Source organism: Pseudomonas sp. AFG_SD02_1510_Pfu_092 (assembly GCF_003331055.1).
In the GTDB taxonomy this organism is placed as follows: domain Bacteria; phylum Pseudomonadota; class Gammaproteobacteria; order Pseudomonadales; family Pseudomonadaceae; genus Aquipseudomonas.
Genome location: NZ_PUQD01000038.1, coordinates 1 through 24,453, shown reverse-complemented (window position 1 = coordinate 24,453; position 24,453 = coordinate 1). Strand labels below are relative to the sequence as shown.

General features: G+C 60.5%; 20 protein-coding genes, 1 other RNA gene and 1 pseudogene. 14 read left to right on the top strand and 8 right to left on the bottom strand.

Annotated elements, in window-relative coordinates; all coding sequences use genetic code 11:
• Positions 1-11: 11 nt before the first annotated feature.
• The 3 genes from dnaJ to grpE form a co-directional block, all read right to left on the bottom strand.
• Positions 12-1,136: a molecular chaperone DnaJ gene (gene dnaJ, locus C6A77_RS16475; RefSeq protein ID WP_012274254.1), complete on the bottom strand. Its 1,125-nt coding sequence runs from the start codon at positions 1,134-1,136 to the stop codon at positions 12-14.
• A gap of 196 nt (positions 1,137-1,332) precedes the next feature.
• A complete protein-coding gene (gene dnaK / locus C6A77_RS16470) occupies positions 1,333-3,258 on the bottom strand; it encodes a molecular chaperone DnaK (protein ID WP_114170421.1) in 1,926 nt (641 codons plus the stop codon).
• Positions 3,259-3,361: 103 nt separating this feature from the next.
• Positions 3,362-3,919 carry a nucleotide exchange factor GrpE gene (grpE, locus tag C6A77_RS16465; protein WP_114170420.1) on the bottom strand — a complete coding sequence of 186 codons (558 nt, stop codon included), beginning with the start codon at positions 3,917-3,919 and terminating at the stop codon, positions 3,362-3,364.
• A gap of 191 nt (positions 3,920-4,110) precedes the next feature.
• Here grpE and recN point away from each other — a divergent pair, with 191 nt between their 5' ends.
• A complete protein-coding gene (gene recN / locus C6A77_RS16460) occupies positions 4,111-5,784 on the top strand; it encodes a DNA repair protein RecN (protein ID WP_114170419.1) in 1,674 nt (557 codons plus the stop codon).
• Positions 5,785-6,008: 224 nt separating this feature from the next.
• On the opposite strand, the gene fur is transcribed toward recN, so the two are convergent.
• Positions 6,009-6,413, bottom strand: a complete 405-nt coding sequence (gene fur, locus C6A77_RS16455; RefSeq protein ID WP_012274258.1) for a ferric iron uptake transcriptional regulator — start codon at positions 6,411-6,413, stop codon at positions 6,009-6,011.
• A 97-nt stretch (positions 6,414-6,510) separates the two neighbouring features.
• Between fur and bamE the strand changes: the two genes are divergently transcribed.
• Positions 6,511-7,044 carry an outer membrane protein assembly factor BamE gene (gene bamE / locus C6A77_RS16450; protein WP_114170418.1) on the top strand — a complete coding sequence of 178 codons (534 nt, stop codon included), beginning with the start codon at positions 6,511-6,513 and terminating at the stop codon, positions 7,042-7,044.
• A gap of 60 nt (positions 7,045-7,104) precedes the next feature.
• Here bamE and C6A77_RS16445 read toward each other — a convergent pair whose 3' ends face one another.
• Entirely contained in the window at positions 7,105-7,539 is a 435-nt protein-coding gene (locus C6A77_RS16445) for a type II toxin-antitoxin system RatA family toxin (protein ID WP_114170417.1), read from the bottom strand.
• 163 nt (positions 7,540-7,702) lie between these two features.
• Here C6A77_RS16445 and smpB point away from each other — a divergent pair, with 163 nt between their 5' ends.
• Positions 7,703-8,185, top strand: a complete 483-nt coding sequence (smpB, locus tag C6A77_RS16440; RefSeq protein WP_013974300.1) for an SsrA-binding protein SmpB — start codon at positions 7,703-7,705, stop codon at positions 8,183-8,185.
• Between the two features lie 123 nt (positions 8,186-8,308).
• Here the strand turns inward: smpB and C6A77_RS16435 are convergent, their stop codons facing one another.
• On the bottom strand, positions 8,309-9,076 hold the full coding sequence (locus C6A77_RS16435) for an FCD domain-containing protein (protein WP_051101249.1): 768 nt from the start codon (positions 9,074-9,076) through the stop codon (positions 8,309-8,311).
• A 255-nt stretch (positions 9,077-9,331) separates the two neighbouring features.
• Here C6A77_RS16435 and C6A77_RS16430 point away from each other — a divergent pair, with 255 nt between their 5' ends.
• The 7 genes from C6A77_RS16430 (at position 9,332) to C6A77_RS16400 (ending at position 16,991) form a co-directional block, all read left to right on the top strand.
• Entirely contained in the window at positions 9,332-11,002 is a 1,671-nt protein-coding gene (locus tag C6A77_RS16430; protein WP_063911803.1) for a lactate permease LctP family transporter, read from the top strand.
• 62 nt (positions 11,003-11,064) lie between these two features.
• Positions 11,065-12,210: an FMN-dependent L-lactate dehydrogenase LldD gene (lldD, locus tag C6A77_RS16425; RefSeq protein ID WP_114170416.1), complete on the top strand. Its 1,146-nt coding sequence runs from the start codon at positions 11,065-11,067 to the stop codon at positions 12,208-12,210.
• A gap of 71 nt (positions 12,211-12,281) precedes the next feature.
• Positions 12,282-15,092: an FAD-binding and (Fe-S)-binding domain-containing protein gene (locus C6A77_RS16420; RefSeq protein WP_114170415.1), complete on the top strand. Its 2,811-nt coding sequence runs from the start codon at positions 12,282-12,284 to the stop codon at positions 15,090-15,092.
• Positions 15,093-15,305: 213 nt separating this feature from the next.
• Complete coding sequence (locus C6A77_RS16415) at positions 15,306-15,602, top strand: hypothetical protein (protein WP_114170414.1); 297 nt, start codon at positions 15,306-15,308, stop codon at positions 15,600-15,602.
• A gap of 99 nt (positions 15,603-15,701) precedes the next feature.
• Positions 15,702-16,100, top strand: a transfer-messenger RNA (tmRNA) gene (gene ssrA / locus C6A77_RS16410).
• A gap of 361 nt (positions 16,101-16,461) precedes the next feature.
• Positions 16,462-16,704 (top strand): hypothetical protein, encoded by a 243-nt coding sequence (locus C6A77_RS16405; protein WP_114170413.1) that lies wholly within the window; start codon positions 16,462-16,464, stop codon positions 16,702-16,704.
• Positions 16,705-16,727: 23 nt separating this feature from the next.
• Positions 16,728-16,991, top strand: a complete 264-nt coding sequence (locus tag C6A77_RS16400) for a DUF3077 domain-containing protein (protein WP_114170412.1) — start codon at positions 16,728-16,730, stop codon at positions 16,989-16,991.
• A 284-nt stretch (positions 16,992-17,275) separates the two neighbouring features.
• Here C6A77_RS16400 and C6A77_RS16390 read toward each other — a convergent pair whose 3' ends face one another.
• Together C6A77_RS16390 and C6A77_RS25365 are read right to left on the bottom strand one after the other, a co-directional pair.
• Positions 17,276-18,277 (bottom strand): restriction endonuclease, encoded by a 1,002-nt coding sequence (locus tag C6A77_RS16390; protein ID WP_114170410.1) that lies wholly within the window; start codon positions 18,275-18,277, stop codon positions 17,276-17,278.
• Positions 18,278-18,369: 92 nt separating this feature from the next.
• Positions 18,370-19,029, bottom strand: a complete 660-nt coding sequence (locus C6A77_RS25365) for an HNH endonuclease (protein ID WP_133295894.1) — start codon at positions 19,027-19,029, stop codon at positions 18,370-18,372.
• A 183-nt stretch (positions 19,030-19,212) separates the two neighbouring features.
• On the opposite strand from C6A77_RS25365, the gene C6A77_RS16380 reads away from it, so the two are divergent.
• From C6A77_RS16380 to C6A77_RS25520, 4 genes and pseudogenes are all read left to right on the top strand, one after another.
• Positions 19,213-19,596 carry a nucleotide pyrophosphohydrolase gene (locus tag C6A77_RS16380; protein ID WP_114170408.1) on the top strand — a complete coding sequence of 128 codons (384 nt, stop codon included), beginning with the start codon at positions 19,213-19,215 and terminating at the stop codon, positions 19,594-19,596.
• Between the two features lie 24 nt (positions 19,597-19,620).
• Positions 19,621-21,489, top strand: a complete 1,869-nt coding sequence (locus C6A77_RS16375) for a DUF2075 domain-containing protein (RefSeq protein WP_114170407.1) — start codon at positions 19,621-19,623, stop codon at positions 21,487-21,489.
• Between the two features lie 430 nt (positions 21,490-21,919).
• Positions 21,920-22,131: pseudogene (locus C6A77_RS26000) on the top strand (hypothetical protein).
• A 179-nt stretch (positions 22,132-22,310) separates the two neighbouring features.
• On the top strand, positions 22,311-23,513 hold the full coding sequence (locus C6A77_RS25520; protein WP_161959674.1) for a hypothetical protein: 1,203 nt from the start codon (positions 22,311-22,313) through the stop codon (positions 23,511-23,513).
• Positions 23,514-24,453 lie beyond the last annotated feature (940 nt).

The window sequence follows — 24,453 nt, the reverse complement described above, 5'->3', positions numbered from 1 at the left end:
CCATTTCCTTGTCAGAGGTCGCCGAAGAAGCGCTTCACGCCATCGAACCAGCCACTGGCCTTGGGCGAGTGGGAGCTGTCGCCTTCCAGCGAATCACGCAGCTCTTCGAGCAGCTCGCGCTGACGGCGGCTGAGGTTGACCGGGGTTTCCACCGCGACGCGGCACAGCAGGTCACCGGCACCACCGCCGCGCACCGGGGCAACACCCTTGCCGCGCAGGCGGAACTGCTTGCCGGTCTGGGTACCTTCCGGAATTTTCAGCTTGACCCGGCCATCGAGGGTCGGCACTTCCAGCTCGCCGCCCAGGGCGGCATCGGTGTAGCTGATCGGCACTTCGCAATACAGGTGCTTGCCATCGCGCTGGAAGATCTCGTGCTCACGCACGCTGATCACCACATACAGGTCGCCAGTAGGGCCACCATGGGTACCAGCCTCGCCCTCGCCCGACAGGCGGATGCGGTCGCCGGTATCGACACCCGCCGGCACCTTGACCGACAGCGTCTTGTATTCTTCGACACGGCCTTCGCCATGGCACGAAGTGCAAGGGTCGGTAATGATCTTGCCCTGGCCATGGCAGCGCGGGCAGGTTTGTTGCACCGAGAAGAAGCCCTGCTGCATGCGTACCTGGCCGATACCGCCGCAAGTCGGGCAAGTGGACGGGGTCGACCCCTTCTTGGCGCCGGAGCCATCGCAAGGCTGGCAGTTGACCAGCGTTGGCACGCGAATGCTGACCGTGGTGCCGCGCACCGCCTCTTCCAGGTTCAGTTCGAGGGTGTAGCGCAGGTCGCTGCCGCGCTGGGCACCGCCACGACCGCCACCGCGGCCGCCACCGAAGAAGTCGCTGAACACATCACCGAAGATGTCGGAGAAGTTGGCACCGCCGAAACCGGCACCGCCGCCACCCATGCTCGGGTCTACACCGGCATGACCGTACTGGTCGAAGGCCGCGCGCTTGCTGGCGTCAGACAGCACTTCGTAGGCCTCGTTGGCCTCCTTGAACTTGTCTTCGGACTCTTTATCGCCCGGGTTGCGGTCCGGGTGGTACTTCATCGCCAGGCGGCGGTAAGCCTTCTTGAGGTCAGCTTCGCTGGCGCCGCGCTCGACACCCAGTACCTCATAATAATCACGCTTGGACATAGGTCATTTGCACCTTGTTGGGCGTCTGGCATCTACGCCGCGCCATCAGCACCTGCCGTTCGCCCATCCGGGCCGCTACAGATGCTGTAAAAATTCTCGAATTCCAGATACGTCAACGCGGGAGCAAGCCCCCGCGCGGCGACATCCTACCAGCTCACCGCCAAACGGCGGTGAACCGGCCGACAACATGCAGGGATTACTGCTTGTTGTTGTCTTTCACTTCTTCGAACTCGGCGTCAACCACGTCATCGTGCTTGGCTTCCGGCTCGGCTTGCTGCGCGCCACCCTGAGGCTGTTCGGCCGACTGCTCGGCGTACATCTTCTGGGCAACCGGTGCCGAGACCTTGGACAGCTCTTCGACCTTGGCGTCGATCGCGGCCTTGTCGTCGCCTTTTACAGCGGCTTCCAGAGCAACCACGGCAGCCTCGATGGCGGTTTTCTCTTCAGCGGTAACTTTGTCACCCGCATCAGCGACCATCTTGCGAGTCGAGTGAACCAGCGCGTCACCCTGGTTACGGGCAGCGGCCAGTTCTTCGAACTTGCGGTCTTCCTCGGCGTTGGCCTCGGCGTCACGCACCATGCGCTCGATTTCTTCGTCCGACAGGCCGGAGTTGGCCTTGATCACGATCGACTGGGTCTTGCCGGTGGCCTTGTCCTTGGCACCTACGTGCAGGATGCCGTTGGCGTCGATGTCGAAGGTCACTTCGATCTGCGGCACGCCGCGAGGCGCTGGCGGAATGTCGGCCAGGTCGAACTTGCCCAGCGACTTGTTCTGCGCGGCCTGCTTGCGCTCGCCCTGCAGCACGTGAATGGTCACGGCGCTCTGGTTGTCATCAGCGGTCGAGAACACCTGCGACTTCTTGGTCGGAATGGTGGTGTTCTTTTCGATCAGCGCGGTCATCACGCCGCCCATGGTTTCGATACCCAGGGTCAGCGGGCTGACGTCCAGCAGCAGTACGTCCTTCACGTCACCGGCCAGTACCGCGCCCTGGATGGCAGCACCCATGGCCACGGCTTCATCCGGGTTGACGTCCTTGCGGGCTTCTTTACCGAAGAAGTCGGCAACGGCTTTCTGTACCAGCGGCATACGGGTCTGGCCGCCGACCAGGATCACGTCGTCGATCTTGCTGGCGTCGATGCCGGCGTCCTTCAGTGCGATGCGGCACGGCTCGATGGTACGGGTGACCAGGTCTTCTACCAGCGACTCCAGCTTGGCGCGGGAGATCTTCACGTTCAGGTGCTTCGGACCGGTGGCGTCAGCAGTGATGTACGGCAGGTTGACGTCGGTCGACTGCGCGGACGACAGCTCGATCTTGGCCTTTTCAGCGGCTTCTTTCAGGCGCTGCAGGGCCAGCGGGTCGTTTTTCAGGTCCATGCCGGACTCTTTCTTGAACTCGTCGACGAGGTAGTCGATCAGGCGCATGTCGAAGTCTTCGCCACCCAGGAAGGTGTCGCCGTTGGTAGCCAGTACTTCGAACTGGTGCTCACCGTCGACTTCGGCGATTTCGATGACCGAAACGTCGAAGGTACCGCCACCCAGGTCATAAACGATGACAGTGTGGTCGCCCTTGGCCTTGTCCATGCCGTAAGCCAGTGCAGCAGCAGTCGGCTCGTTGATGATGCGCTTAACGTCCAGGCCAGCGATGCGACCGGCATCCTTGGTAGCCTGACGCTGGCTGTCGTTGAAGTAGGCCGGAACGGTGATGACCGCTTCGGTCACTGGCTCGCCGAGGTAGTCTTCGGCGGTCTTCTTCATTTTCTTCAGCACTTCGGCGCTGATTTGTGGCGGCGCCATGTCCTTGCCGCTGGCCTGTACCCAGGCGTCGCCGTTACCGGCCTTGACGATCTTGTACGGCACCAGCTTGATGTCTTTCTGCACGACGTCTTCTTCGAAGCGGCGGCCGATCAGGCGCTTCACTGCGAACAGGGTGTTGTGCGGGTTGGTGACAGCCTGGCGCTTGGCCGACTGACCGACCAGGATTTCGCCGTCGTTGGCGTAGGCCACGATCGAAGGGGTAGTACGCGCGCCTTCGGCGTTTTCGATGACCTTGACGTTACCGTTTTCCAGCACGGAGACGCACGAGTTGGTGGTCCCCAGGTCGATACCGATGATTTTGCCCATGTTTGACTCTCCCGAAACTTTGAATTTGGTAGCAGCGGCTACTTTGGCCAACTGCGGTAATACTTGAATGCTTGACACCTAGATGGGGATGCCCCGGAGGATTTCAAGCCTTCTCATTGATCGAGGGTTGTGGCGCGCTCGGCGCCTTGCTGACCACCACCATGGCGGGGCGCAGCAGGCGGCCATTGAGCAGGTAGCCCTTCTGGAACACGTTCAGCACGCTGTTCGGCTCGACATCGGCGTTTTCCTGCATGGCCATTGCCTGATGGTGCTCAGGGTTGAACGGCTGGCCGTGCGGGTCGACCGCTTCGAGGTTGTAGCGCTTGAGGGTGTCCTGGAACATCTTCAGGGTCAGCTCGACGCCTTCGCGGATCTGCTTGACGTGCTCGTCTTCGGCGCTCGAGTGGGCCAGCGCCAGCTCCAGGCTGTCGATCACCGGCAGCAGGTCGCTGGAGAACTTCTCCAGGGCGAACTTGTGGGCTTTCTCGACATCCTGCTCGGCGCGACGGCGCACGTTCTGCAAGTCGGCTACGGCGCGCAGCGACTGGTCCTTGGCGGCGGCCAGCTGTTCCTCGAGTTCCAGAACACGGGCGTCAGCAGTGGTTTCTGCACCGGTTTCTTCAACGTTAAGGTCTTTTTCGTTCAGCTGTTCGTCAGCCATGGGGTCTCTCCTGCGCAATTTTCTGGACTGCGAGCCAGGCTCGCCTTGGATGTCGGCTATATGGGGCCGGAAAAACCAGCTTCAAGGGGCAAGGTGCTTTTGTGCGCCGAACAGAATCTGCCGAGGGGCATTGGCAGGCCTGAAAAAAGTACTGTATAAATAACCAGACCTGACTTTCGGGAGCCGCCCCCATGCTGGTGCACCTGTCCATTCACAACTATGCCATCGTCGAGCACCTCGACCTCGAGATCGCCCGTGGCATGTCCGTCATCACCGGCGAGACCGGCGCCGGCAAGTCGATCATGCTCGACGCCCTCGGCCTGGCCCTGGGCGACCGAGCCGACAGCGGCGTGGTGCGCCCCGGCACGGACAAGGCCGACATCCTCGCCACCTTCGACCTGGTGGACATCCCCGAGGCACATGCCTGGCTGGCCGAGCGCGACCTGAACAACGACGGCCTGTGCATCCTGCGCCGGGTAATCACCGCCGAAGGCCGCAGCCGCGGCTACATCAATGGCACGCCCTGCCCGCTCGGCGACCTCAAGGCGCTGGGCGAGCTGCTGATCGACATTCATAGCCAGCACGAGCACCAGTCGCTGCTCAAGACCGACACCCACCGCCGTCTGCTCGACGAATATGCCGGCGCCGTCGACCTGGCCCGCCAGGTGCAGCTGGCCGCCAAACGCTGGAACCAGACCCGCCTGAAGCTGGAGCGGCTGTCCAATTCCGGCGACGAGCAACGCGCCCGTCACCAGCTGCTGAGCTATCAGCTGGAAGAGCTGGACAACCTCGGCCTGGGCGAACACGAGCTGGAGCAGCTGGAGCAGGAACACAAGAACCTGACCAGCGCCGAAGCGCTGTTCGCCATCTGCCGCCAGGTCATCGACCAGTGCAGCGAAAGCGATTCGGGCAACGTACTCAGCGCCCTCACCTCCAGCCTCAACCGCCTGGGCGCCGCCACCAACTCGCCAAAGGCGCTGGGCGAGGCGGCCAACCTGATTGCCAGCGCGCAAATCCAGGTCGAGGAGGCGGTGGGCGAGTTGAACCGCTTCCTCGACAACTTCGATGCCGACCCGATGCGCCTGCAAGCCCTGGAAGAACGCCTCGACACCATCTATACGCTGGCGCGCAAGCACCGCGTGCACCCGACCGAACTGCCCCACCTGCAGCAGCAGTTGATGGAAGAGCTGGAAGGCCTGAATGCCAGTGACGAGTCGGTCGAGCGGCTGGGTGAAGAACTGGCGGCCTTCGCCCAGCATTACCAAGAGAAAGCCCGCGAGCTCAGCGCCCTGCGCCAGCAGGCCGCGCAGCAGCTGGCGGTGGCCGTCGAACAGGAGATCCAGCGCCTGGGCATGCCCGGCGGGCGCTTCTGCATCGCGCTCACCCCCAACGAAGGCGCCGACCTGTCGCCCCATGGCCTGGAGCAGATCGAGCTGCTGGTCAGCGCCAACCCCGGCCAACCGCTCAAGGGCCTGGCCAAGGTCGCTTCGGGCGGGGAACTGTCGCGTATCAGCCTGGCGATCCAGGTGATTACCGCGCAGACCTCGCGCATTCCTACCCTGGTGTTCGACGAAGTCGACGTCGGTATCGGCGGGCCTACTGCCGAAATCGTCGGCCAGCTGCTACGCCGCCTGGGCGAGCGCGGCCAGGTGCTGACCGTGACCCACCTGCCGCAGGTTGCTGCGCAAGGGCATCACCACCTGTTTGTGCACAAGGTACGCAACAGCGACACCACCCACACCGCCGTGGCCAGCCTGGGCAAGCGCGAACGGGTCGAAGAGGTGGCGCGGATGCTTGGCGGCATCGACCTGACCAAGGAATCCCTGGCGCACGCGCGCAAGATGGTGGTGAGCGGCAAGGCCTGAACCCCTACCAGGCTGACGCGGTAATTGTGGGAGCGGCCTTGCGTCGCGAAAGGGCCGCAAAGCGGACCCAGGATTTCAGCTTCAACCCACATATTGCTGGGGCTGCCGTGCAGCCCTTTCGCGACGCAAGGCCGCTCCCACAGGAATCTCACACGCTTTCAGCCCGGCTAAAAAGCACAAAGGCGACCCGAAGGTCGCCTTTGCCATCCATAACGATTAAATCGTTACTTCTTTTTACGCACATACAGGACCAGATTGTGGTCCACCAGCTCGTATCCATGCTCAGCCACGATTTCGCGCTGGCGTTTCTCGATCTCGGCATCCATGAACTCGATGACTTCACTGGTATCCACGTTGACCATATGGTCGTGGTGACCGCCATCGGCCAGCTCGAACACTGCATGGCCACCGTCGAAGTTGTGGCGAACCACCAACCCCGCCGCTTCGAACTGGGTCAGTACCCGGTACACAGTGGCCAGGCCTACGTCCTCGCCAGCTTCCATCAGCGCCTTGTAGACATCCTCGGCGCTCATGTGACGCTGCTCGGTGGAGTCGAGCATCTGAAGGATCTTGACTCGAGGCAGGGTCACCTTGAGACCGGCTTTGCGCAATTCGCTATTTTCAACCATGGTCAGCTTTCTCGCCGATGCTGCTTCGCAGCTTCTCTTAATACGGGTATGATCGGGGTTTACGTTGTCCAGCCAAGATAGTGGAAGTCGCCCACCGATGCAAAACACCAAGCTCTTGCTAAACAGCCTCGCCCTCGCGGGACTGCTCGCACTCGCCGGTTGCTCGTTTCCCGGGGTTTACAAAATCGACATCCAGCAGGGCAATGTCGTTACGCAAGACATGATAGACCAATTGCGCCCCGGAATGACCCGCCGGCAAGTAAGGTTTATCATGGGTAACCCGCTGATTCAGGATACCTTCAACACCAATCGCTGGGATTACCTGTACAGCCTGCAGCCAGGTGGTGGCAAACGTCAGCAAGAACGCATGAGCGTGTTCTTCAACGAAAGCGACCAGCTGGTCAACCTGTCGGGTGACTTCATGCCAGGCGTCAGCCGCGACCAGGAAATCCTCGGTGGCAGCAGCGATACCACGGTCAGCCCGGCCAACCAGCCAGGTCAGCCAACCGTGCAGCCTGAAGAAAAGCCGGCCAAACCAGGTTCGGTGGAAGAATCCATCCAGCGCGAGATCGACACCATCGAGACCACCCCGGTGCCGACCCCGGCTCCGCTGGAAACCTCGCCTCAGTAAGCGGCGAGCAGGTACAAAAAAGCCCGGACTCGTTCCGGGCTTTTTGTTGCCGCCTGCCAGTCAGGCATTGAGCTGCTTGGCCCGCTGGCAGAACGCATCCACCAGCGTATTCGCTGCCTGGTTGAACAGCGGGCCCAGGGTCGCGCGCACCAGCGGGCCGGCATAGTCGAACGACAGGTCCAGGCTGATCTTGCAGGCCTTTTCGCCCAACGGCTTGAACACCCACAGACCATGCAACTGGGTGAACGGCCCCTCTTCCAGGTTCATCTCGATGGACTGCCCCGGCACCAGCACGTTGCGCGTAACGAAGTGCTGGCTCATGCCGCCCTTGGCCACTTCGAGCTTGGCGCGCATGTGCGTGTCGCTGGCTTCCAGCACCGTGGCGTCAGAGCACCAGGGCAGAAATTCCGGGTAGCTGGCGACATCGTTGACCAGGTCGTACAGCGCCTGGGCGGGGTATGGCAGCAGGGCGGAGCGTTGAATATGGGTAGTCATCCAGGCGTCACTTCCAGGGCTGGGTGGCGTTGCTTCGCGCCGCGCCGAAAACATTTTCTGTAGCTATGACAGCGTCGGTATTGTCCGGTATTCATTGCAGTGGCTCAAGCACACCGAAATCCCATAGCGGACGACGCGCCGACTTGCCTATAATGCCGCCCCTATGGCTAAGCAAAAAAAACATCCGACCGGGACCATCGCGCAGAACAAGAAAGCGCGACACGATTACTTCATCGAACACAAGTTCGAGGCCGGGCTGGTCCTGTCCGGCTGGGAAGTAAAAAGCCTGCGAGCCGGCAAGGCGCACCTGACTGACAGCTACGTGCTGCTGAAGGACGGTGAAGCCTGGCTGTTCGGCAGCCACATCACCCCGCTGACCACGGCCAGCACCCACGTCATCGCCGACCCCATCCGCACGCGCAAGCTGCTGCTGAACAAGCGCGAGCTCGAGCGCCTGGAAGCGGCCGTGGCGCAAAAGGGCTACACCTGCGTGGCCCTGGCGCTGTACTGGAGCAAGCACCTGATCAAGTGCGAGATCGCACTGGGCAAAGGCAAGAAGGAATTCGACAAGCGCGACACCATGCGCGAGCGCGATTCCAACCGCGAGCTGCAGCGGGCCGTGCGGAACAAGGGCAAGGAAGAGTAGATCTTCTTTAGCCTGTTCTGGCCTCATCGCCGGCAAGCCAGCTCCCACAGATACAGCACAGGGCTCACAGCCGATGCGTTACCTGTGGGAGCGGGCGCGCCCGCGAAGAGGCCAACATAAGACTCAGCGCCCGCTACGCCGCTCCGCCCGCGCCACCCGCTGCGCCTCTTCATGTGCCTCTTCCAGCACCTCCTGCACATACAGAATGTGCCGGCTGGACACCTCCCGCGCATCGTCCGCCCTACCCTCGACAATCGCCAGGTAAAGCTCGCGGTGCTGGCTGATCAGCATGTCACGGGTCTCGGTGCGCTGCTGGTACATCCCACCGATGTTGGTCACCACATTGCGCTTGAGCAGGTCGAACAACCCGCGAATGGTGTGCAGCAGCACCGCGTTGTGGCTGGCCTCGGCAATGGCCAGGTGGAACCGGGCATCAGCCGCACCCTCTTCCGCCCGGGTCACTTCATCGACCCTGGCATAGCAGTCCTGCAGCGTATCGAAGGCCGCCTTCAGCCGCGCCCGGTCCGGCTCGGTGGCGCGCTGGGCGGCATAGTAGGCGCAGGAGGCTTCCAGGGTATGGCGGAACTCCAGCAGGTCGCGCTGCGCCTCGGCGCTGTGTTCCAGCAGCTGCAGCAACGGGTCGCTGAAGGTAGACCCCAGCGACTCGGCGACAAAGTTGCCCCCGCCCTGGCGGCTGACCAATAGCCCCTTGGCCACCAGCTTCTGAATCGCCTCACGCAATGATGGGCGGGACACGCCGAACTGCTCGGCGAGGACGCGCTCGGCCGGCAGCCGCTGCCCCGAGGTCAGCGTGCCTTCCAGAATCATCCCTTCCAACCGATCGACGATGTCGTCGGACAGGCGCCGTTGGCGGACCTGATCAAAAACCATCACATGCTCTCCACAACCCCCGGCAAATTTCCGGGGGCGTTCATTCTCGCCGATCCACGCCGCACAAACACCCACCAGGTGATGTTTTTGCCGGCCCATCAGACGCCCGCTCATCGGCACGCGACCAAAGTTTTGTGCAGGACAAATTGACACACCCACGACAGCGCTTTTAACCTAGCGCCCAGACATTGTAAATTGGTCTTACCAATTATCCAATGCCAGTGCCTGACCAACAACAATTAGGGGCCACCCCATATGCAAACCTGGCAACAACTCTATAGCCCGCTTGGTAGTCTTGGCCTGTCCGCACTGGCGGCGGTCATTCCCATTGTGTTCTTCTTCCTTGCCCTGGCCGTGTTCCGCCTCAAAGGCCACGTGGCTGGCAGCATCACCCTCGCGCTGTCGATCCTGGTGGCGATCTTCGCCTTCCAGATGCCTGTCGACATGGCTTTCGCCGCCGCGGGTTACGGCTTCCTCTACGGCCTCTGGCCGATCGCCTGGATCATCGTTGCCGCGGTGTTCCTGTACAAACTCACGGTCAAGAGCGGCCAGTTCGAAGTGATCCGCAGCTCGGTGCTGTCGATTACCGACGACCAGCGCCTGCAAGTGCTGCTGATCGGCTTCTGCTTCGGCGCCTTCCTGGAAGGCGCGGCGGGCTTCGGCGCACCGGTGGCCATCACTGCCGCGCTGCTGGTGGGCCTGGGCTTCAACCCGCTGTACGCCGCCGGCCTGTGCCTGATCGCCAACACCGCGCCAGTGGCCTTCGGCGCCCTCGGCATCCCGATCATCGTGGCCGGCCAGGTCACTGGCATCGACGCCTTCCACATCGGCGCCATGACCGGCCGCCAGCTGCCGCTGCTGTCGCTGTTCGTGCCGTTCTGGCTGGTGTTCATGATGGACGGCCTGCGTGGCGTGAAGGAAACCTGGCCTGCCGCCCTGGTCGCTGGCCTGAGCTTCGCGGTTACCCAGTACTTCACCTCGAACTTCATCGGCCCGGAACTGCCGGACATCACCTCGGCCCTGGCCAGCCTGATCGCCCTCACCCTGTTCCTGAAAGTGTGGCAGCCCAAGCGTTCGTTCGCCGAAGCCAAAGGCAGCGTCGGCGCCGCCGTGGTACAGCCAAGCGGCAGCCAGCCAAGCCCCTACAGCTTTGGCGAGATCTTCAAGGCCTGGTCGCCGTTCCTGATCCTCACCGTGCTGGTCACCATCTGGACCCTGAAGCCGTTCAAGGCGGCCTTCGCCCCCGGCGGTGCGATGTACAACTTCGTGTTCAACTTCGCCATCCCGCACCTCGACCAGCTGGTGATCAAGAGCGCACCGATCGTCGCCGCGCCAACCGCCATGCCAGCGGTGTTCAAGCTCGACCCGATCTCTGCCACCGGCACCGCGATCTTCCTCTCGGCGCTGATCTCCATGGCGGTCCTGAAGATCAACTTCAAAACTGGTCTGACCACTTTCAAGGAGACCTTCTGGGAGCTGCGCTGGCCGATCCTGTCGATTGGCATGGTGCTGGCCTTCGCCTTCGTCACCAACTACTCGGGCATGTCCTCGACCATGGCCCTGGTACTGGCCGGTACCGGTGCCGCGTTCCCGTTCTTCTCGCCGTTCCTTGGCTGGCTGGGCGTGTTCCTGACCGGTTCGGACACCTCGTCCAACGCCCTGTTCAGCTCGCTGCAGGCCACCACTGCGCACCAGATCGGGGTCAACGACACCCTGCTGGTAGCGGCCAACACCAGCGGCGGCGTGACCGGCAAGATGATCTCGCCGCAATCGATCGCCGTGGCCTGCGCCGCCACCGGCCTGGTCGGCAAGGAATCCGACCTGTTCCGCTTCACCGTCAAGCACAGCCTGTTCTTCGCCACCATCGTCGGCCTGATCACCCTGATCCAGGCCTACTGGCTGACCGGCATGCTGGTTCATCACTAAAGTGAAAGGGGCCGGGCGCCAGCGTGCGCCCGGCACTCCCACAAGCAACGCTGCGAGAATCCATGATCATTTCTGCCTCTACCGACTATCGCGCCGCGGCCCAACGCAAGCTGCCTCCCTTCCTGTTCCACTATGCCGACGGCGGCGCCTACGCCGAGCACACCCTGCGCCACAACGTCTCGGACCTGGCCAGCATCGCCCTGCGCCAGCGCGTGCTGAAGAACATGTCCGAGCTCAGCCTGGAAACCCGGCTGTTCGACGAAACCCTGAGCATGCCGGTGGCCCTGGCCCCGGTCGGCCTCACCGGCATGTACGCCCGCCGTGGCGAAGTGCAGGCGGCACGCGCGGCGGCGGCCCACGGCATTCCGTTCACCATGTCGACGGTGTCGGTGTGCCCGATCGAAGAAGTGGCCCCGGCCATCGACCGGCCGATGTGGTTCCAGCTGTACGTGCTCAAGGACCGCGGCTTCATGCGCAACGCCCTGGAGCGGGCCAAGGCCGCCGGGGTCAAGACCCTGGTGTTCACCGTCGACATGCCGACCCCGGGCGCCCGCTACCGCGACGCCCACTCCGGCATGAGCGGCAAGAACGGCCCACTGCGCCGCGTGCTGCAAGCCATGACCCACCCCGAGTGGGCCTGGGATGTCGGGGTAATGGGCCGCCCGCACGACCTGGGCAACATTTCTGCCTACCGTGGCAACCCCACCGGCCTGGCCGACTACATCGGCTGGCTGGCCAACAACTTCGACCCGTCCATTTCCTGGAAAGACCTGGAATGGATCCGCGACTTCTGGGACGGCCCGATGATCATCAAGGGCATCCTCGATGCCGATGATGCCCGCGATGCGGTGCGCTTCGGTGCCGACGGCATCGTCGTGTCCAACCACGGCGGCCGCCAGCTCGACGGCGTGCTGTCCAGCGCCCGCGCCCTGCCGGCGATTGCCGATGCGGTCAAGGGCGAGCTGAAGATTCTCGCCGACTCCGGCATCCGCAGCGGCCTCGACGTGGTGCGCATGATCGCCCTGGGCGCCGACACGGTACTGATCGGCCGCGCCTTCCTCTACGCCCTGGCCGTGCACGGCCAGGCCGGGGTGAAGAACCTGCTGGAGCTGTTCGAGAAAGAAATGCGCGTAGCCATGGTGCTGACCGGCGCCAAGTCGATCAGCGACATCACCCGCGACTCGCTGGTACGCGAACTGGGCGCCTGAACGCCCGCACCCACGCCTGATTGACCCGGGGCCCATGGCGCACAGACGCCACGGCCCCGCGAGGAGACTGCATGAGCCTGCCCGCCGCGTTCCTGCGTGATGCCGAGCGCCTGATACCCGCCGAACGCCGTTTCGACGACCCTACCTCCACCCTGGCCTTCGGCACCGACGCCAGCTTCTACCGGTTGATCCCCAAACTGGTAGTGCGCGTCGAGTCCGAGGACGAAGTGGTCGGCCTGCTCGAACTGGCCCAGCGCGAGCGCGTGCCGGTCACCTTCCGCGCCGCCGGCACCAGCCTGTCTGGCCAGGCCATCAGCGACTCGGTGCTGATCGTGCTCGGTGACAACTGGAACGGCCGCGAAATCCGTGGCCAGGGCGAGCAGATCCGCCTGCAACCCGGCGTCATCGGCGCCCAGGCCAATGCCTGGCTGGCCCCCTTCGGGCGCAAGATCGGCCCCGACCCCGCCTCGATCAACGCCTGCAAAATCGGCGGTATCGTCGCCAACAATGCCAGCGGCATGTGCTGCGGCACCGCGCAGAACACCTACCACACCCTGGCCGGCCTGCGCCTGGTGCTGGCCGACGGCACGCGCCTGGACAGCGAAGACCCGGCCAGCGTCGCCGCCTTTGAACGCAGCCATGCCGACCTGCTGGAAGCGCTGGCCCGGCTGGGGCGCGAGACCCGCGCCAACACCGCACTGGCCGAGCGCATCCGGCACAAGTACCGGCTGAAGAACACCACTGGCCTGTCGCTGAACGCGCTGGTGGACTACGACCAGCCGCTGGACATTTTGCAGCACCTGCTGGTCGGCTCTGAAGGCACCCTGGGCTTCATCAGCGCCGTCACCTACGACACCGTGCCCGACCACCCGCACAAAGCCAGCGCCCTGCTGGTGTTCCCCAGCGTGGAAAGCTGCTGCCGCGCGGTGACCGTGCTCAAGCGCCAGCCGGTTTCTGCGGTAGAACTGCTCGACCGCCGCAGCCTGCGCTCGGTGCAGGCCATGCCCGGCATGCCGCTGTGGGTAAAAGGCCTGTCAGACAACGCCTGCGCCCTGCTGATCGAGTCCCGCGCCGCCAGCCGCAGCCTGCTGCATGAACAACTGCAACAGGTGATGGCCTCCATCGCCGACTTCCCCCTGGAGCAGCAGGTGGACTTCAGCGAAGACCCGGCCGTGTACAACCAGCTGTGGAAGATCCGCAAGGACACCTTTCCCGCCGTCGGCGCCGTGCGCCAGACCGGCACCACGGTAATCATCGAAGACGTCACCTTCCCCGTCGAGCAACTGGCCGAGGGCGTCAACCGCCTGATCCAGCTGTTCGACAAGCACCGCTACGACGAAGCGATCATTTTCGGCCACGCCCTGGAAGGCAACCTGCACTTCGTCTTTACCCAGGGCTTCAACAGCGCCGCAGAAGTTGCCCGCTACCAGGCCTTCATGGACGACGTCGCGCAACTGGTGGCCGTGGAATTCGGCGGCTCGCTCAAGGCCGAGCACGGCACCGGGCGCAACATGGCGCCGTTCGTGGAGCTGGAGTGGGGCCACGACGCCTACCAGCTGATGTGGAAGCTCAAGCGCCTGCTCGACCCCAACGGCATCCTCAACCCGGATGTGGTGCTGAGCGAAGACGCGGATATCCACCTGAAAAACCTCAAGCCGCTGCCCGCAGCCGACGACATCGTCGACAAGTGCATCGAGTGCGGCTTCTGCGAACCGGTGTGCCCGTCCAAAGGCCTGACCCTCAGCCCGCGCCAGCGCATCGTCATGTGGCGTGATATTCAGGCCAAGCAGCGCGCCGGCATCGACACCCGCGACCTGATGCAAACCTACCAGTACCAAGGCATCGACACCTGCGCCGCCACCGGCCTGTGCGCCCAGCGCTGCCCGGTCGGCATCAACACCGGCGAACTGGTGAAGAAACTGCGCAGCCAGGCCGCCGACCACAACAAGACCGCCGACTGGCTGGCCGAAAACTTCCACACCGCCCTGGGCGGTGCCCGCCTGACCCTGACCGCCGCCAATACCGCGCGCAAGCTGCTCGGCGCCCCGCGCCTGGGCCGGCTGAGCGCCTCGCTGAGCAAAGCCAGCAAAGGCCGCCTGCCACAGTGGACCCCGGCCATGCCGCAACCCCTGCGCCCGCTGCACTTCGGCCCGGCCAGCAACGACGCGCGCCCGCGCGTGGTGTACCTGGCGGCCTGCGTGTCACGGGTGATGGGCCCGGCCTATGCCGACCGCGAGCAAAGCTCGCTGCTGGACAAGACCCGCGCCCTGCTGGAAAAGGCCGGTTATCAAGTGGTGTTCCCCGACAACGCCGACAGCCTGTGCTGCGGCCAGCCGTTCGCGTCCAAGGGCTACCCCGAACAAGCCGAACACAAGCGCCAGGAACTGATCAACGCCCTGCTGCACGCCAGCCGCGGCGGCCTCGACCCGATCTACTGCGACACCAGCCCCTGCACCCTGCGCCTGGTACAAGACCTGGGCGAAAGCCGGCTGGACCTGTACGACCCGGTGCGCTTCATCCGCACCCACCTGGTCGAGCGCCTGGAGTTCACCCCCCAGGACGAGCCGGTGGCCGTGCACGTGACCTGCAGCACCCAGCACCTTGGCGAAAGCCAGGCGCTGATCGACCTGGCGCGGCGCTGCAGCAAGCAGGTGGTCATCCCGGAAGGCATCCATTGCTGCGGCTTCGCCGGCGACAAAGGCTTCACCACCCCTGAGCTGAACGCCCACTCGCTGCGTAGCCTGAAGGATGCGGTGCAGTATTGCAGCGAAGGCATTTCCACCAGCCGCACCTGCGAAATCGGCCTGAGCAGCCACAGCGGCATCGACTACCACGGCCTGGTCTACCTGGTAGACCGCGTCACCCGCCCCCGCAGTATCTGACCCGGTGGGAGCGGGCACGCCCGCTCCCACCGATACAGCGCACACCCCGAGCCAACCCAATTCCATGTGGGAGCGGGTTCACCCGCGAACACCGGCAAAGCCGGTGCCATCCCCACCCTCATTGCACCCCGCCACCATCCCGATTGAACCCCCGCCAATCCCCCGCAGTCCACCTTACAGGCCCACCTTCCAGAGGCCCCAGAGGAGACTCCCATGAAAGGTACCGCGCTTTCGACCCTGTTCGCGGCCGCGACCCTGCTGGCTTCCCCGGTGTTTGCCGCCGAAGACCTGTGCACCACCAACCTGCAGAAGATCGACGACAGCATGGCCACCGCCGGCGCCACCTCCGAAGGTCTGGACAAGGCCATCACCGAGCACGTCGACAAAGCCAAGGCTGCCCAGGCCGCAGGCAACACCAAGGAATGCATCGCCATCACCAGCAAAGTGCTGGAGCGCCTGGAAAAAACCGAGAAAGGCAGCGGCACCAGCGGCGGCGGCAGCGGCGCGTGAGGCCAAACGCGGGCGACCGGGCCGGCAGTCGACGTCGCCCGCGCAATGGCGTATACTCCGCCTCACGTGCCGTAAGGTGCGTTAGCCAAGAGCTAGTGTGGGGCCGATTAGGATTCGACGCCGGTAGCGAAACTCTAGGTGCATGCCGAGTTGGTAACAGAACTCGTAAATCCACTGTTGCAACTTTTATAGTTGCCAATGACGAAAACTACGGCGCGGAGTACAAGCTGGCCGCTTAATGCGGTCTCTTGACCCGTTGCTTCTGGTAGCTTCGGCTCCAGCAATCACTAGGGGATGCCTGTAAACCCGAACTGATTGTCATACAGAACAGGATCGTCGCGTAGCACGTTGTGGGCGAAGTGACTAAAACTTACACAACTCATCCAAAGCACCCTGCCCGTCGGGCGGCTGCGGATTAAATCAGTAGACACGGCTAAGCATGTAGTACCGACAGCGGAGTACTGGCGGACGGGGGTTCAAATCCCCCCGGCTCCACCAAATCCCAAAAAAGAAGACGCCCTCGGGCGTCTTTTTTGTGCCTGATTTTTGGGCTGAGCGAGCCCGGAAATCAGATTTTGCCCCTTCCGTGTAGGGCGTTTCCCAAAGATACTCCCAGCGCCTGTTTTCCGTTGCGGTGGGTTTTTCAGGGTTTTAGGCTCGGTGGGTCGTTGCTCATCAACGGCATGACTTTGACAGGTCGCGACGGTAAACAACAAATGGCTCGTCGTTATGGCGGCTGTACGTGCGGGCACGCTTGCGTGCGCCGGAACTTGTTGTTTCCGCCGGTCTGTCAACCCGCGTACAGCTGCCACCCTTCTGTTTGACAGCAGAGGGTGACGGCCCTGAAATGGAAGCAATCATGTTGAAGATAGTCCCCGACCCACCCCACCCTCCCCTTTCCCTGGAAGACACCATCATGCTGGCCTCGGACTACGCGCTCTGTGCCGAAGCCGTAGCCCAGCAGGCAATGCTGATGCAGCCGCGATCGCCGGCGTCGTTATTGATCATGGCGTCGATGCACGAGCTTGAGGCCCTGCGCAAACTTCTCGAGTCAGCGCTGGCACAGATACACAAGCCAGCGGACCCGCAAGCCGTGCACTGATTCACTACCTGGGAGATCGATCAATGACCACCGAAGACATCCAATGCACCGTCGGTGAAACCATCTTCTACCAGGGTGAAAACCAGACGCACCCGCTGTTCCGGATCGAGCCCGGCATACCTTGCGAGAACGCCCGCGAGCAAGCCTCGGAACTGATGGGTTATGCGCGGGACCTGACCATCGACGGTTTGATGGAAGACAAACCGAAGCTGATTTGGGCCGCACATTACCTTTGCGCGCTGGGCAAGGCGCTGCTGGATGATGCCGAGCTGGGGATGATGCGCTAGCCACCACTTTAGGCTGTCGCGAAGCATCGAGTTCACAGGCGGGTTCGCTCATTAACCTGTGGGAGCGGGTTTACCCGCGAAGAATCCAACGCGGTGCATGGCACCGGCTACGCCGGTGTTCGCGGCCACGGCCGCTCCCACAGGTACCGTATGAACCCGAAGCCAGCGCTAGTACCTGTGGGAGCGGGCAAGCCCGCGAAGCAGGCGACGCGGTGCATGCCACCAACTGCGCCAGTGTTCGCAGATAAACCCGCCCCGACAATGTCTATGCGCGACTGGAGCCCTTACGCAGGCACGTAAAAATAACTCAACGGCACCAACCGTTTAGTCTCAGGATCAGTGGCCGGATAGTGCGCCATCAACGTACGCGCCAGTTCATCTAACGTCCACATCGTGAGATGCACATTAGCCCGCTCCCCCTCATAAAGCGCCTCTTTGGTGAATCCGCCGGTACTGACATACAGCCCGCGATCATCCTTGTGCCTACCGCCTAGAAAGCTACGAATTTCATTGCTCCCCATCCGGGCATTTCTATGCTTCACCTCGACAACAATGCGTGGTGGCTCAAATCCGAAGCCATCAGGGGACGCAATGATATCTTTACCCCTATCAGCACCAGCCGGGGATACGAGCGTCTTGTAACCCATTGCTCGCAAGATTCCAGCTACCAGTTCCTGCATTTCAGCCCAGTCCAGGCTGTTGATCTGGTCTTTAATCCGCTCGAATGCGATCTCTTGAACACCCTTCAACGGGTCTTCCAAAGCCTCTGGATCCTCAATCAGTTCTGTCGGCGTAGCAGAGACGTTCTTACCAGTAGCGAGCGCCAGTAATTCCTTCTGAGCATCCTCCGCAACATTAAATACGGTTAACGTAGACCCCAGACTGTTTCTGCTCGCGCCAGTGAGCTTGTCGCGATCAACCTCGTGCGGGTACCACTCAACAGACCTGGTTAGCGACATCCCATCGTCTGCCAGGTCGAGGCGAAGCTGGCAGGCTCCCGTGAAACGACCGACCAGATAGGTCCGGTTCGCAGGGGAGTAAGTAACGACAGCATCGCCAATGCTGATTTCGTTAACGAAACGGAATACCTGGGAGGCGCCCGATACGGCACTCGCGTCCTTTATCCCTGGCTGGAGGTCTTTATAGGCCTGAATCAATGCTTTCCGAGAAACACCTGGCTTGGCTGCAGGCGCCAATTGAGCCCAACCGATTGCTGCGATATTGCGATCTCTGAAATCGTCATAGAGACGGCCGCCGTCACCTCGGATCATCCACATCGTAGGCATGCTGACACTCATTATTTCCATGAATTCGAGGCAGAACTGTAGCAATGGTGGTCGCCGGTGTGAACGAAAACCACTACATGAAGCGCAGAAGATTACTTCCTGAGCTCTCGCCGCTTCATATATTCAGCCGCCTGCCCGCTGTCGATGAAGTCAAACGCAGACTCCTTAGCAAGCAGTAGACTTTCGTATATTTTCGACCCATGAAGATCATCAATAACAAGCCCGTAGCCACCTTGAACAGGGAGAGCGGCAACGCTAAAACCATCCTGCCTGATCATATGCCGGTCGCCATCAGCGCTCCATCTGGAAGAAGCGATGAACCGCCGAAGCCGGCCTAACCGCTTGCGATATTCAGTGGCTTCTTGCGTACCAGTTAAATTATCACAGCAGTTAGAACCTACCCCCATCTGCTCCCAATGCTCATGCTGCACGTAGTGCACATACCGGATTGGCGTATCGCAGAGTTCACAACTTCCGAAAAGGTCTCCTAAGTCATCTTCGCCAACGTATTCCCAACCCGTACTGGGCCTTATCTCGCCATGCTCCCGAGCATGACACCCGCGGCAGAGGGTCTCGCAATCAATAGGGTCGTACTCCCACGGCTTACGCCCACAGACATAGCGCTTATGGTGAACCTGCAATACAACGCCGTCCAACCTCGACCGACCGCAGCTCACACATTCACGACCATCGAGCTCTATAACTTGCTCACGAAATTCTGCCCATTTCTTGTTCGCGTAAAGGTTTGCCATTCTCTACCCCCTACAACCTTCCGCTATAAAGTGCCGCAAAGCCGAATGCGACTCAAGCATGAGCAAGGATCAGCATAGAACAACAAAAAACCAAAAAAAATCCTACGCAAACAGAGAAAACTCTTACAATCCCAGACTACGTTCCTGTGGTGTCCATCCTCCACTGATACAAGAGACAGCACCGTGAGTAACCCAGATAGCTCATCCGCGCCACTGGTTGACGTAGCGAAGCTCGCCGCATCCCTTCAGCGTTTCGCAGATGATCGCGACTGGCAGCAATTCCACTCCCCCAAAAATCTCATCCTGGCTCTCACTGGAGAAGTAGGTGAGCTTTGCGAGATTTTCCAATGGATGAGCGATGCCGACTCGATCTCCGCGGCAACAGCCCCCGAAATCGGCCAAGCCGTCAAGGATGAACTGGCGGACGTCTTCATGTACCTGGTTCGCCTGAGCAGTGTACTCGGCATTGACCTCAACGAGGCCGTGACACAGAAACTCGCCTCGAATGGCCTGAAGTACCCCGTGGATAAAGCCAGAAGTAACAGCAAAAAGTACGACCGACTCTGACCAACACGCACCTAAGGACAAACCGTGATCGTTTACGCTGCGACCAAACAGCAATTTCTTAAAGACAACGATAACGATGACATTGAGGAGGTGATCCTCAGGCATTACAAGGAAGCTACCGGCAAGAACGTTGGCTCCTCGGAAATCAGGTCGTGGCAAGGATCCCTGACGTACATGGCCAAGGTCCTTAGAGATGAGGGCCTGCCGAGCGATGCAGGCCTGGCCATTGAATTGCACATTCCACAGTCGTCGAAGCGAATCGACTTTCTACTCACCGGTCGCGACGAAAACCAGGCAAAAAAGGCCGTGCTGATCGAGCTTAAGCAATGGAGTAAGGCCAACGCCACAACCAAGGATGCCATCGTCAAAACGGCATTGGGTGGCGGCCTCATTGAGACAATTCACCCGTCCTATCAGGTATGGTCCTATGCAGCACTGCTGGAAGGCTTCAACGAGGCGGTGTATGACAAAAGCATCGAAATCCGTCCGTGCGCCTACCTCCATAACTATGTCAGCGACGGCATCATAGATTCGGCTCACTACGAGCCCCACATCAGCAAGGCTCCGTTGTTCCTGAAAGGCCCGGAGGAACTCAGTAAACTTCGAAGATTTCTGAAAAAGCATATAACTCATGGCGACAACAAAGAAGTTCTTTACGAGCTGTCCGAAGGAAAAATTCGCCCGTCCAAGGCGCTAGCCGAAGCCCTCGCTGGGTTGATGAAAGGCAAACCCGAGTTCGTATTGATTGACGATCAGAAAGCAGTTTTTGAGTCGGCTCTGGCGGCGGCAAGCGAGGCCTCGGACCAAGCACCAAAGGTGATGATCATCGAAGGTGGACCGGGCACCGGGAAGACCGTTCTGGCTATCAATCTACTGGTGAAGCTCACCGAATTGAAGCTGATGAGCAAATATGTCTCCAAGAATGCTGCCCCTCGCAAGGTCTACGAAAGCAAACTGGTTGGCACCATCAAGCGTAGCCATTTCTCGAATTTCTTTTCAGGCTCTGGGGCATTCATCGACACTGAGCCCAACACATTCGACGCGCTTATCGTGGACGAGGCACACCGGCTGAATGAGAAAAGCGGGCTTTATGGAAACCTTGGGGAGAACCAGATCAAGGAGCTGATTGACTCAGCGAAATGCTCTATTTTCTTCATTGATGAGGACCAGCGTGTAACTTTGAGCGATATCGGCAGCAAGCAGGTGATTCGCGCCTTTGCGAAAGCCAAGGGTGCGGTAGTTGACGAACACGTGCTGTCTTCGCAGTTTCGCTGCAGTGGTTCTGACGGTTACCTGGCATGGCTGGATGACACGCTAGGCATTCGCTCGACGGCAAATCCGACGCTTGAGCCCCAAGAGTACGAGTTTAAGGTGTTCGACTCACCTCAGGCGATGCATGACGCAATCAACGAGAAAAACCACGGGAACAAAGCTCGTGTAGTCGCGGGCTATTGCTGGCCTTGGTTGAGCAAGAAAGACCCCACCGCTGCTGATATCGTGATTGGCGACTACAAACGCCAATGGAACTTGGATCAGGATGGCAGCCTATGGATCATCGCTGAGAACTCCATTGAGCAAGTTGGCTGCATTCATACCTGCCAAGGTTTGGAAGTCGACTACGTTGGGGTGATCATCGGGCCAGACCTAGTCGTACGTGACGGCAAGGTCGTGACATCCCCAGATGAGCGCGACAAGCACGATAAATCGATTCGCGGCTGGAAAAAAATGATGAAAGAGCAACCTACCCTCGCGAAAAGTGAAACAGACCTGATCATCAAAAATACGTACCGAACCCTGATGACACGTGGGATGAAGGGCTGCTACCTGTACTGCACCGACAAAGAGACTGCCCATTACTTTGAGAGTCGGCTTAGCCAAAACACCAATCATTGACGGTATCGTTTGCCAAGAGCCGCTGTACCCGCGAGTGGAGACATCTACAGTCAATGGAAGAGACGCCCTCGGGCGTCTTTTATCCTTGGCTTTGGGACAGTGCAAACCCCAAAAATCAGATTTAGCCCCTTCCGCGTAGGCCGTTTCCCAAAGATACTCCCAGCGCCTATTTTCCATTGCGCAAGCCAAACGCGGACTCTAGTCTCGGCACGTCGTTGGCCTTCAACGACCGGGTCAGCCGCCCGAAAAACGTCGGACCCCGCAGCAGTGCAATACCGAGCAATCGGCATTGGCGCCTTATGGCGGCTGTGCGTGGGGCACCTTCGGGTGCGCCGGGTGCCTGACGTCCCGGTCGGCTAACCCGCGTACAGCTGCCACCCTACTGTTTAGCTGCGGCGGGTGGCTGCATCAATACGACAGGAGCAAGGCCATGCTGAAGATCGTCCCCGCCTCCTTTCCCTCGAAGACACCATCATGCTGGCCTCGAACTACGCGCTCTGTGCCAAAGCAGTAGCCAATCAGGCAATGCAGCCGCGATTGCTGATCATGGCGTCAATGCACGAGCTTGAAGCTCTACGCAAACTTCTCGAGTCAGCGCTGGCACACATACACAGGCCAGCGGACCCACAAGCCGTGCACTGATTCAGGGAGACGCCCAATGACCACCGAAGACACCCCATTCACCGTAGGTAAAACCATCTTCTACCAGGGCGAAAAACTGGCCCACCCCACTGTTCCGCATCGAGCCCGGCATTCCCTGCCAGAAAGCCCAACGCTCGTTGCATCCCATAAACACGAAAACCAGGAAGAAGCACACGCTCATGACAGCCGTATCTCCCCCCACAACCATCCCGCAAAGCCCATCCCCCGCTTCACCGCCCGACCCCTCCGCCTCCAGCAGTCCCCGGCAAGCACTATTCAAACTCCTCGCCGATATCAAATGGTGGCTGCCGGTAGTTTCAACGCTTATCTCAATCTCACTCCTCACCAAATACCTCTGGGTAATCCATCACCCCGAGTTGATCCTGAGTTCGTTAGGTAACCCTTCGAACCTCGTCGCCTGGTTATTCTTCAGCCTGCTGATACTCGCGTCGCTGCTGCTCATCGTATCGGTGCCGTCTTTAGTCTTCACGTTGAGCATGTCTGTATGCACCGTCGACAGAGAGCTGGAAAAGAGGCTCGCCTTACGCTTTGGCCTCATCGTAGGCGGGGGCTACCTACTGCTATCGCTCAACCTGCTGGGGGCCCTCTTTGATCGCACCATGGCCCCAGGCTACTTCTTCCCTATCGTCGTAGTCGCTGCCGCTTATGCCGTGATAGTTCTGCTTCGCCGCGATGCGCCCCTGCACAACAAAGTACTGGAGCTGCCGCCTGGTCCCCGCAAACCCTCGCATCGCAAACTCTATTACACAGCCCTCGTTGGCTGGCTAGGTACGCTGCTAGCGTTTACTTCGGTGAGTGGCGTCATGCCCGCCCAGCTAGCCATCATGACATGGCGAGGCGGAGAGAGCGACGAAGAGGCATTCGGGACTATCGCTCTCTGCTTATTGATAATGTGCCTCTACCTAGCGCCAGTCCTCGTCTTTTATTTGACAAACGGCAATGCGATGCAACGCACCGGCCGAGCCGCACTGGTGCTGCTCGGGTGCATTTTCGTCAATGCCATGCTGTTGCCGGCCCTCTTGGACCTGTGGGTCTATTCCGCCGCCAATCTGATCAAAATCAGGGACAATACCGAGCTGAGCTATGTGTTGAACGAAAAGGATTATCCGAAGGAGGTATTCAGTAGCGCCCCGTGGCAACTGGAGAGCTACGAAGGGCCGAATGGTTTGTACAGCGTCAGGGCGTTTCGTCAGTTCCGCTTCGGCGATACGTTGTTGATCTGTCCCGCTAACTACCGAAATATCGCTTTGAAAGAGATCGACAGCTACGCACATCGCTGTATTGCGCTGTCCGAGGCCAAGGTGCATGTAGCCGCTCCTGTATTAAGCAAGGATGCCGCGACGGTAGCCAAGCCGAATTGATCCCGCCCCCATGCCTACCCACGTTCCGGTGTTCATTGAATACCGGAACGCAAGATATAAATCTGTCCCCTTTTATTGCTCACCTTGCAGATCGGCCCGTCGTCGTCACGCGTCCACGATACCGTGACGCTGATGTTCTACCAGCCACTCAAGGTCGCCGGCAAAACCCTCGGCTGCCTCTGCGCCCCCTTTGACAGGATGATCGGACAGTATTTTTCAAGATGTGCTGAAGGCCGATGTCTTCAGCTGGCTGTCCGATTGGTGCCAAGGGCGCATGGATTACTGTGTTGGATATTTTTCGGTGCCAACCTGTTAGCTGCCGCACAGGAAAGTGCTCAAAAATTACCTTCGATCGGAATCCAGATCACGCTGCGTTCCAACTGGTATTCCAAGCAAGTTGCCCCAGAAAATTGGAAAAACAGATAGATGCCGACTTGTTTCAAATCACCCCGGCTCACCAGTCTTCAAAGAAGAAGAGTCCCCGAGCGGTTTTTTGTGCTGGATCATGAGCTGAGCGAGCCCGGAAAATCAGATTTTGCCCCTTCCGCGTAGGACGTTTCCCAAAGATACTCCCAGCGCCTGTTTTCCGTTGCGGTCGTTTTTTCAGAGTTTTAGTCTCGTCGGGTCGTTGTACATCAACGACCAGCTTTGACAGGCTGATAACGACCAAACACACGGATTTGCCTATGGCGGCTGTGTGTGGGGCACCTCGTGTGCGCCGGTTTGGTCTTCACCGGTCTGTCAACCCATACACAGCTGCCACCACTTGTTTGACAGCAAGCGCTGGTCGCTCCATTGAGGACCAAATAATGCTGAAGTTAGTCCCCGACCCACCTCCCCGTCCCCTTTCCCTGGAAGACACCATCATGCTGGCCTCGGACTACGCGCTCTGTGCCGAAGCCGTAGCCCAGCAGGCAATGCTGATGCAGCCGCGATCGCC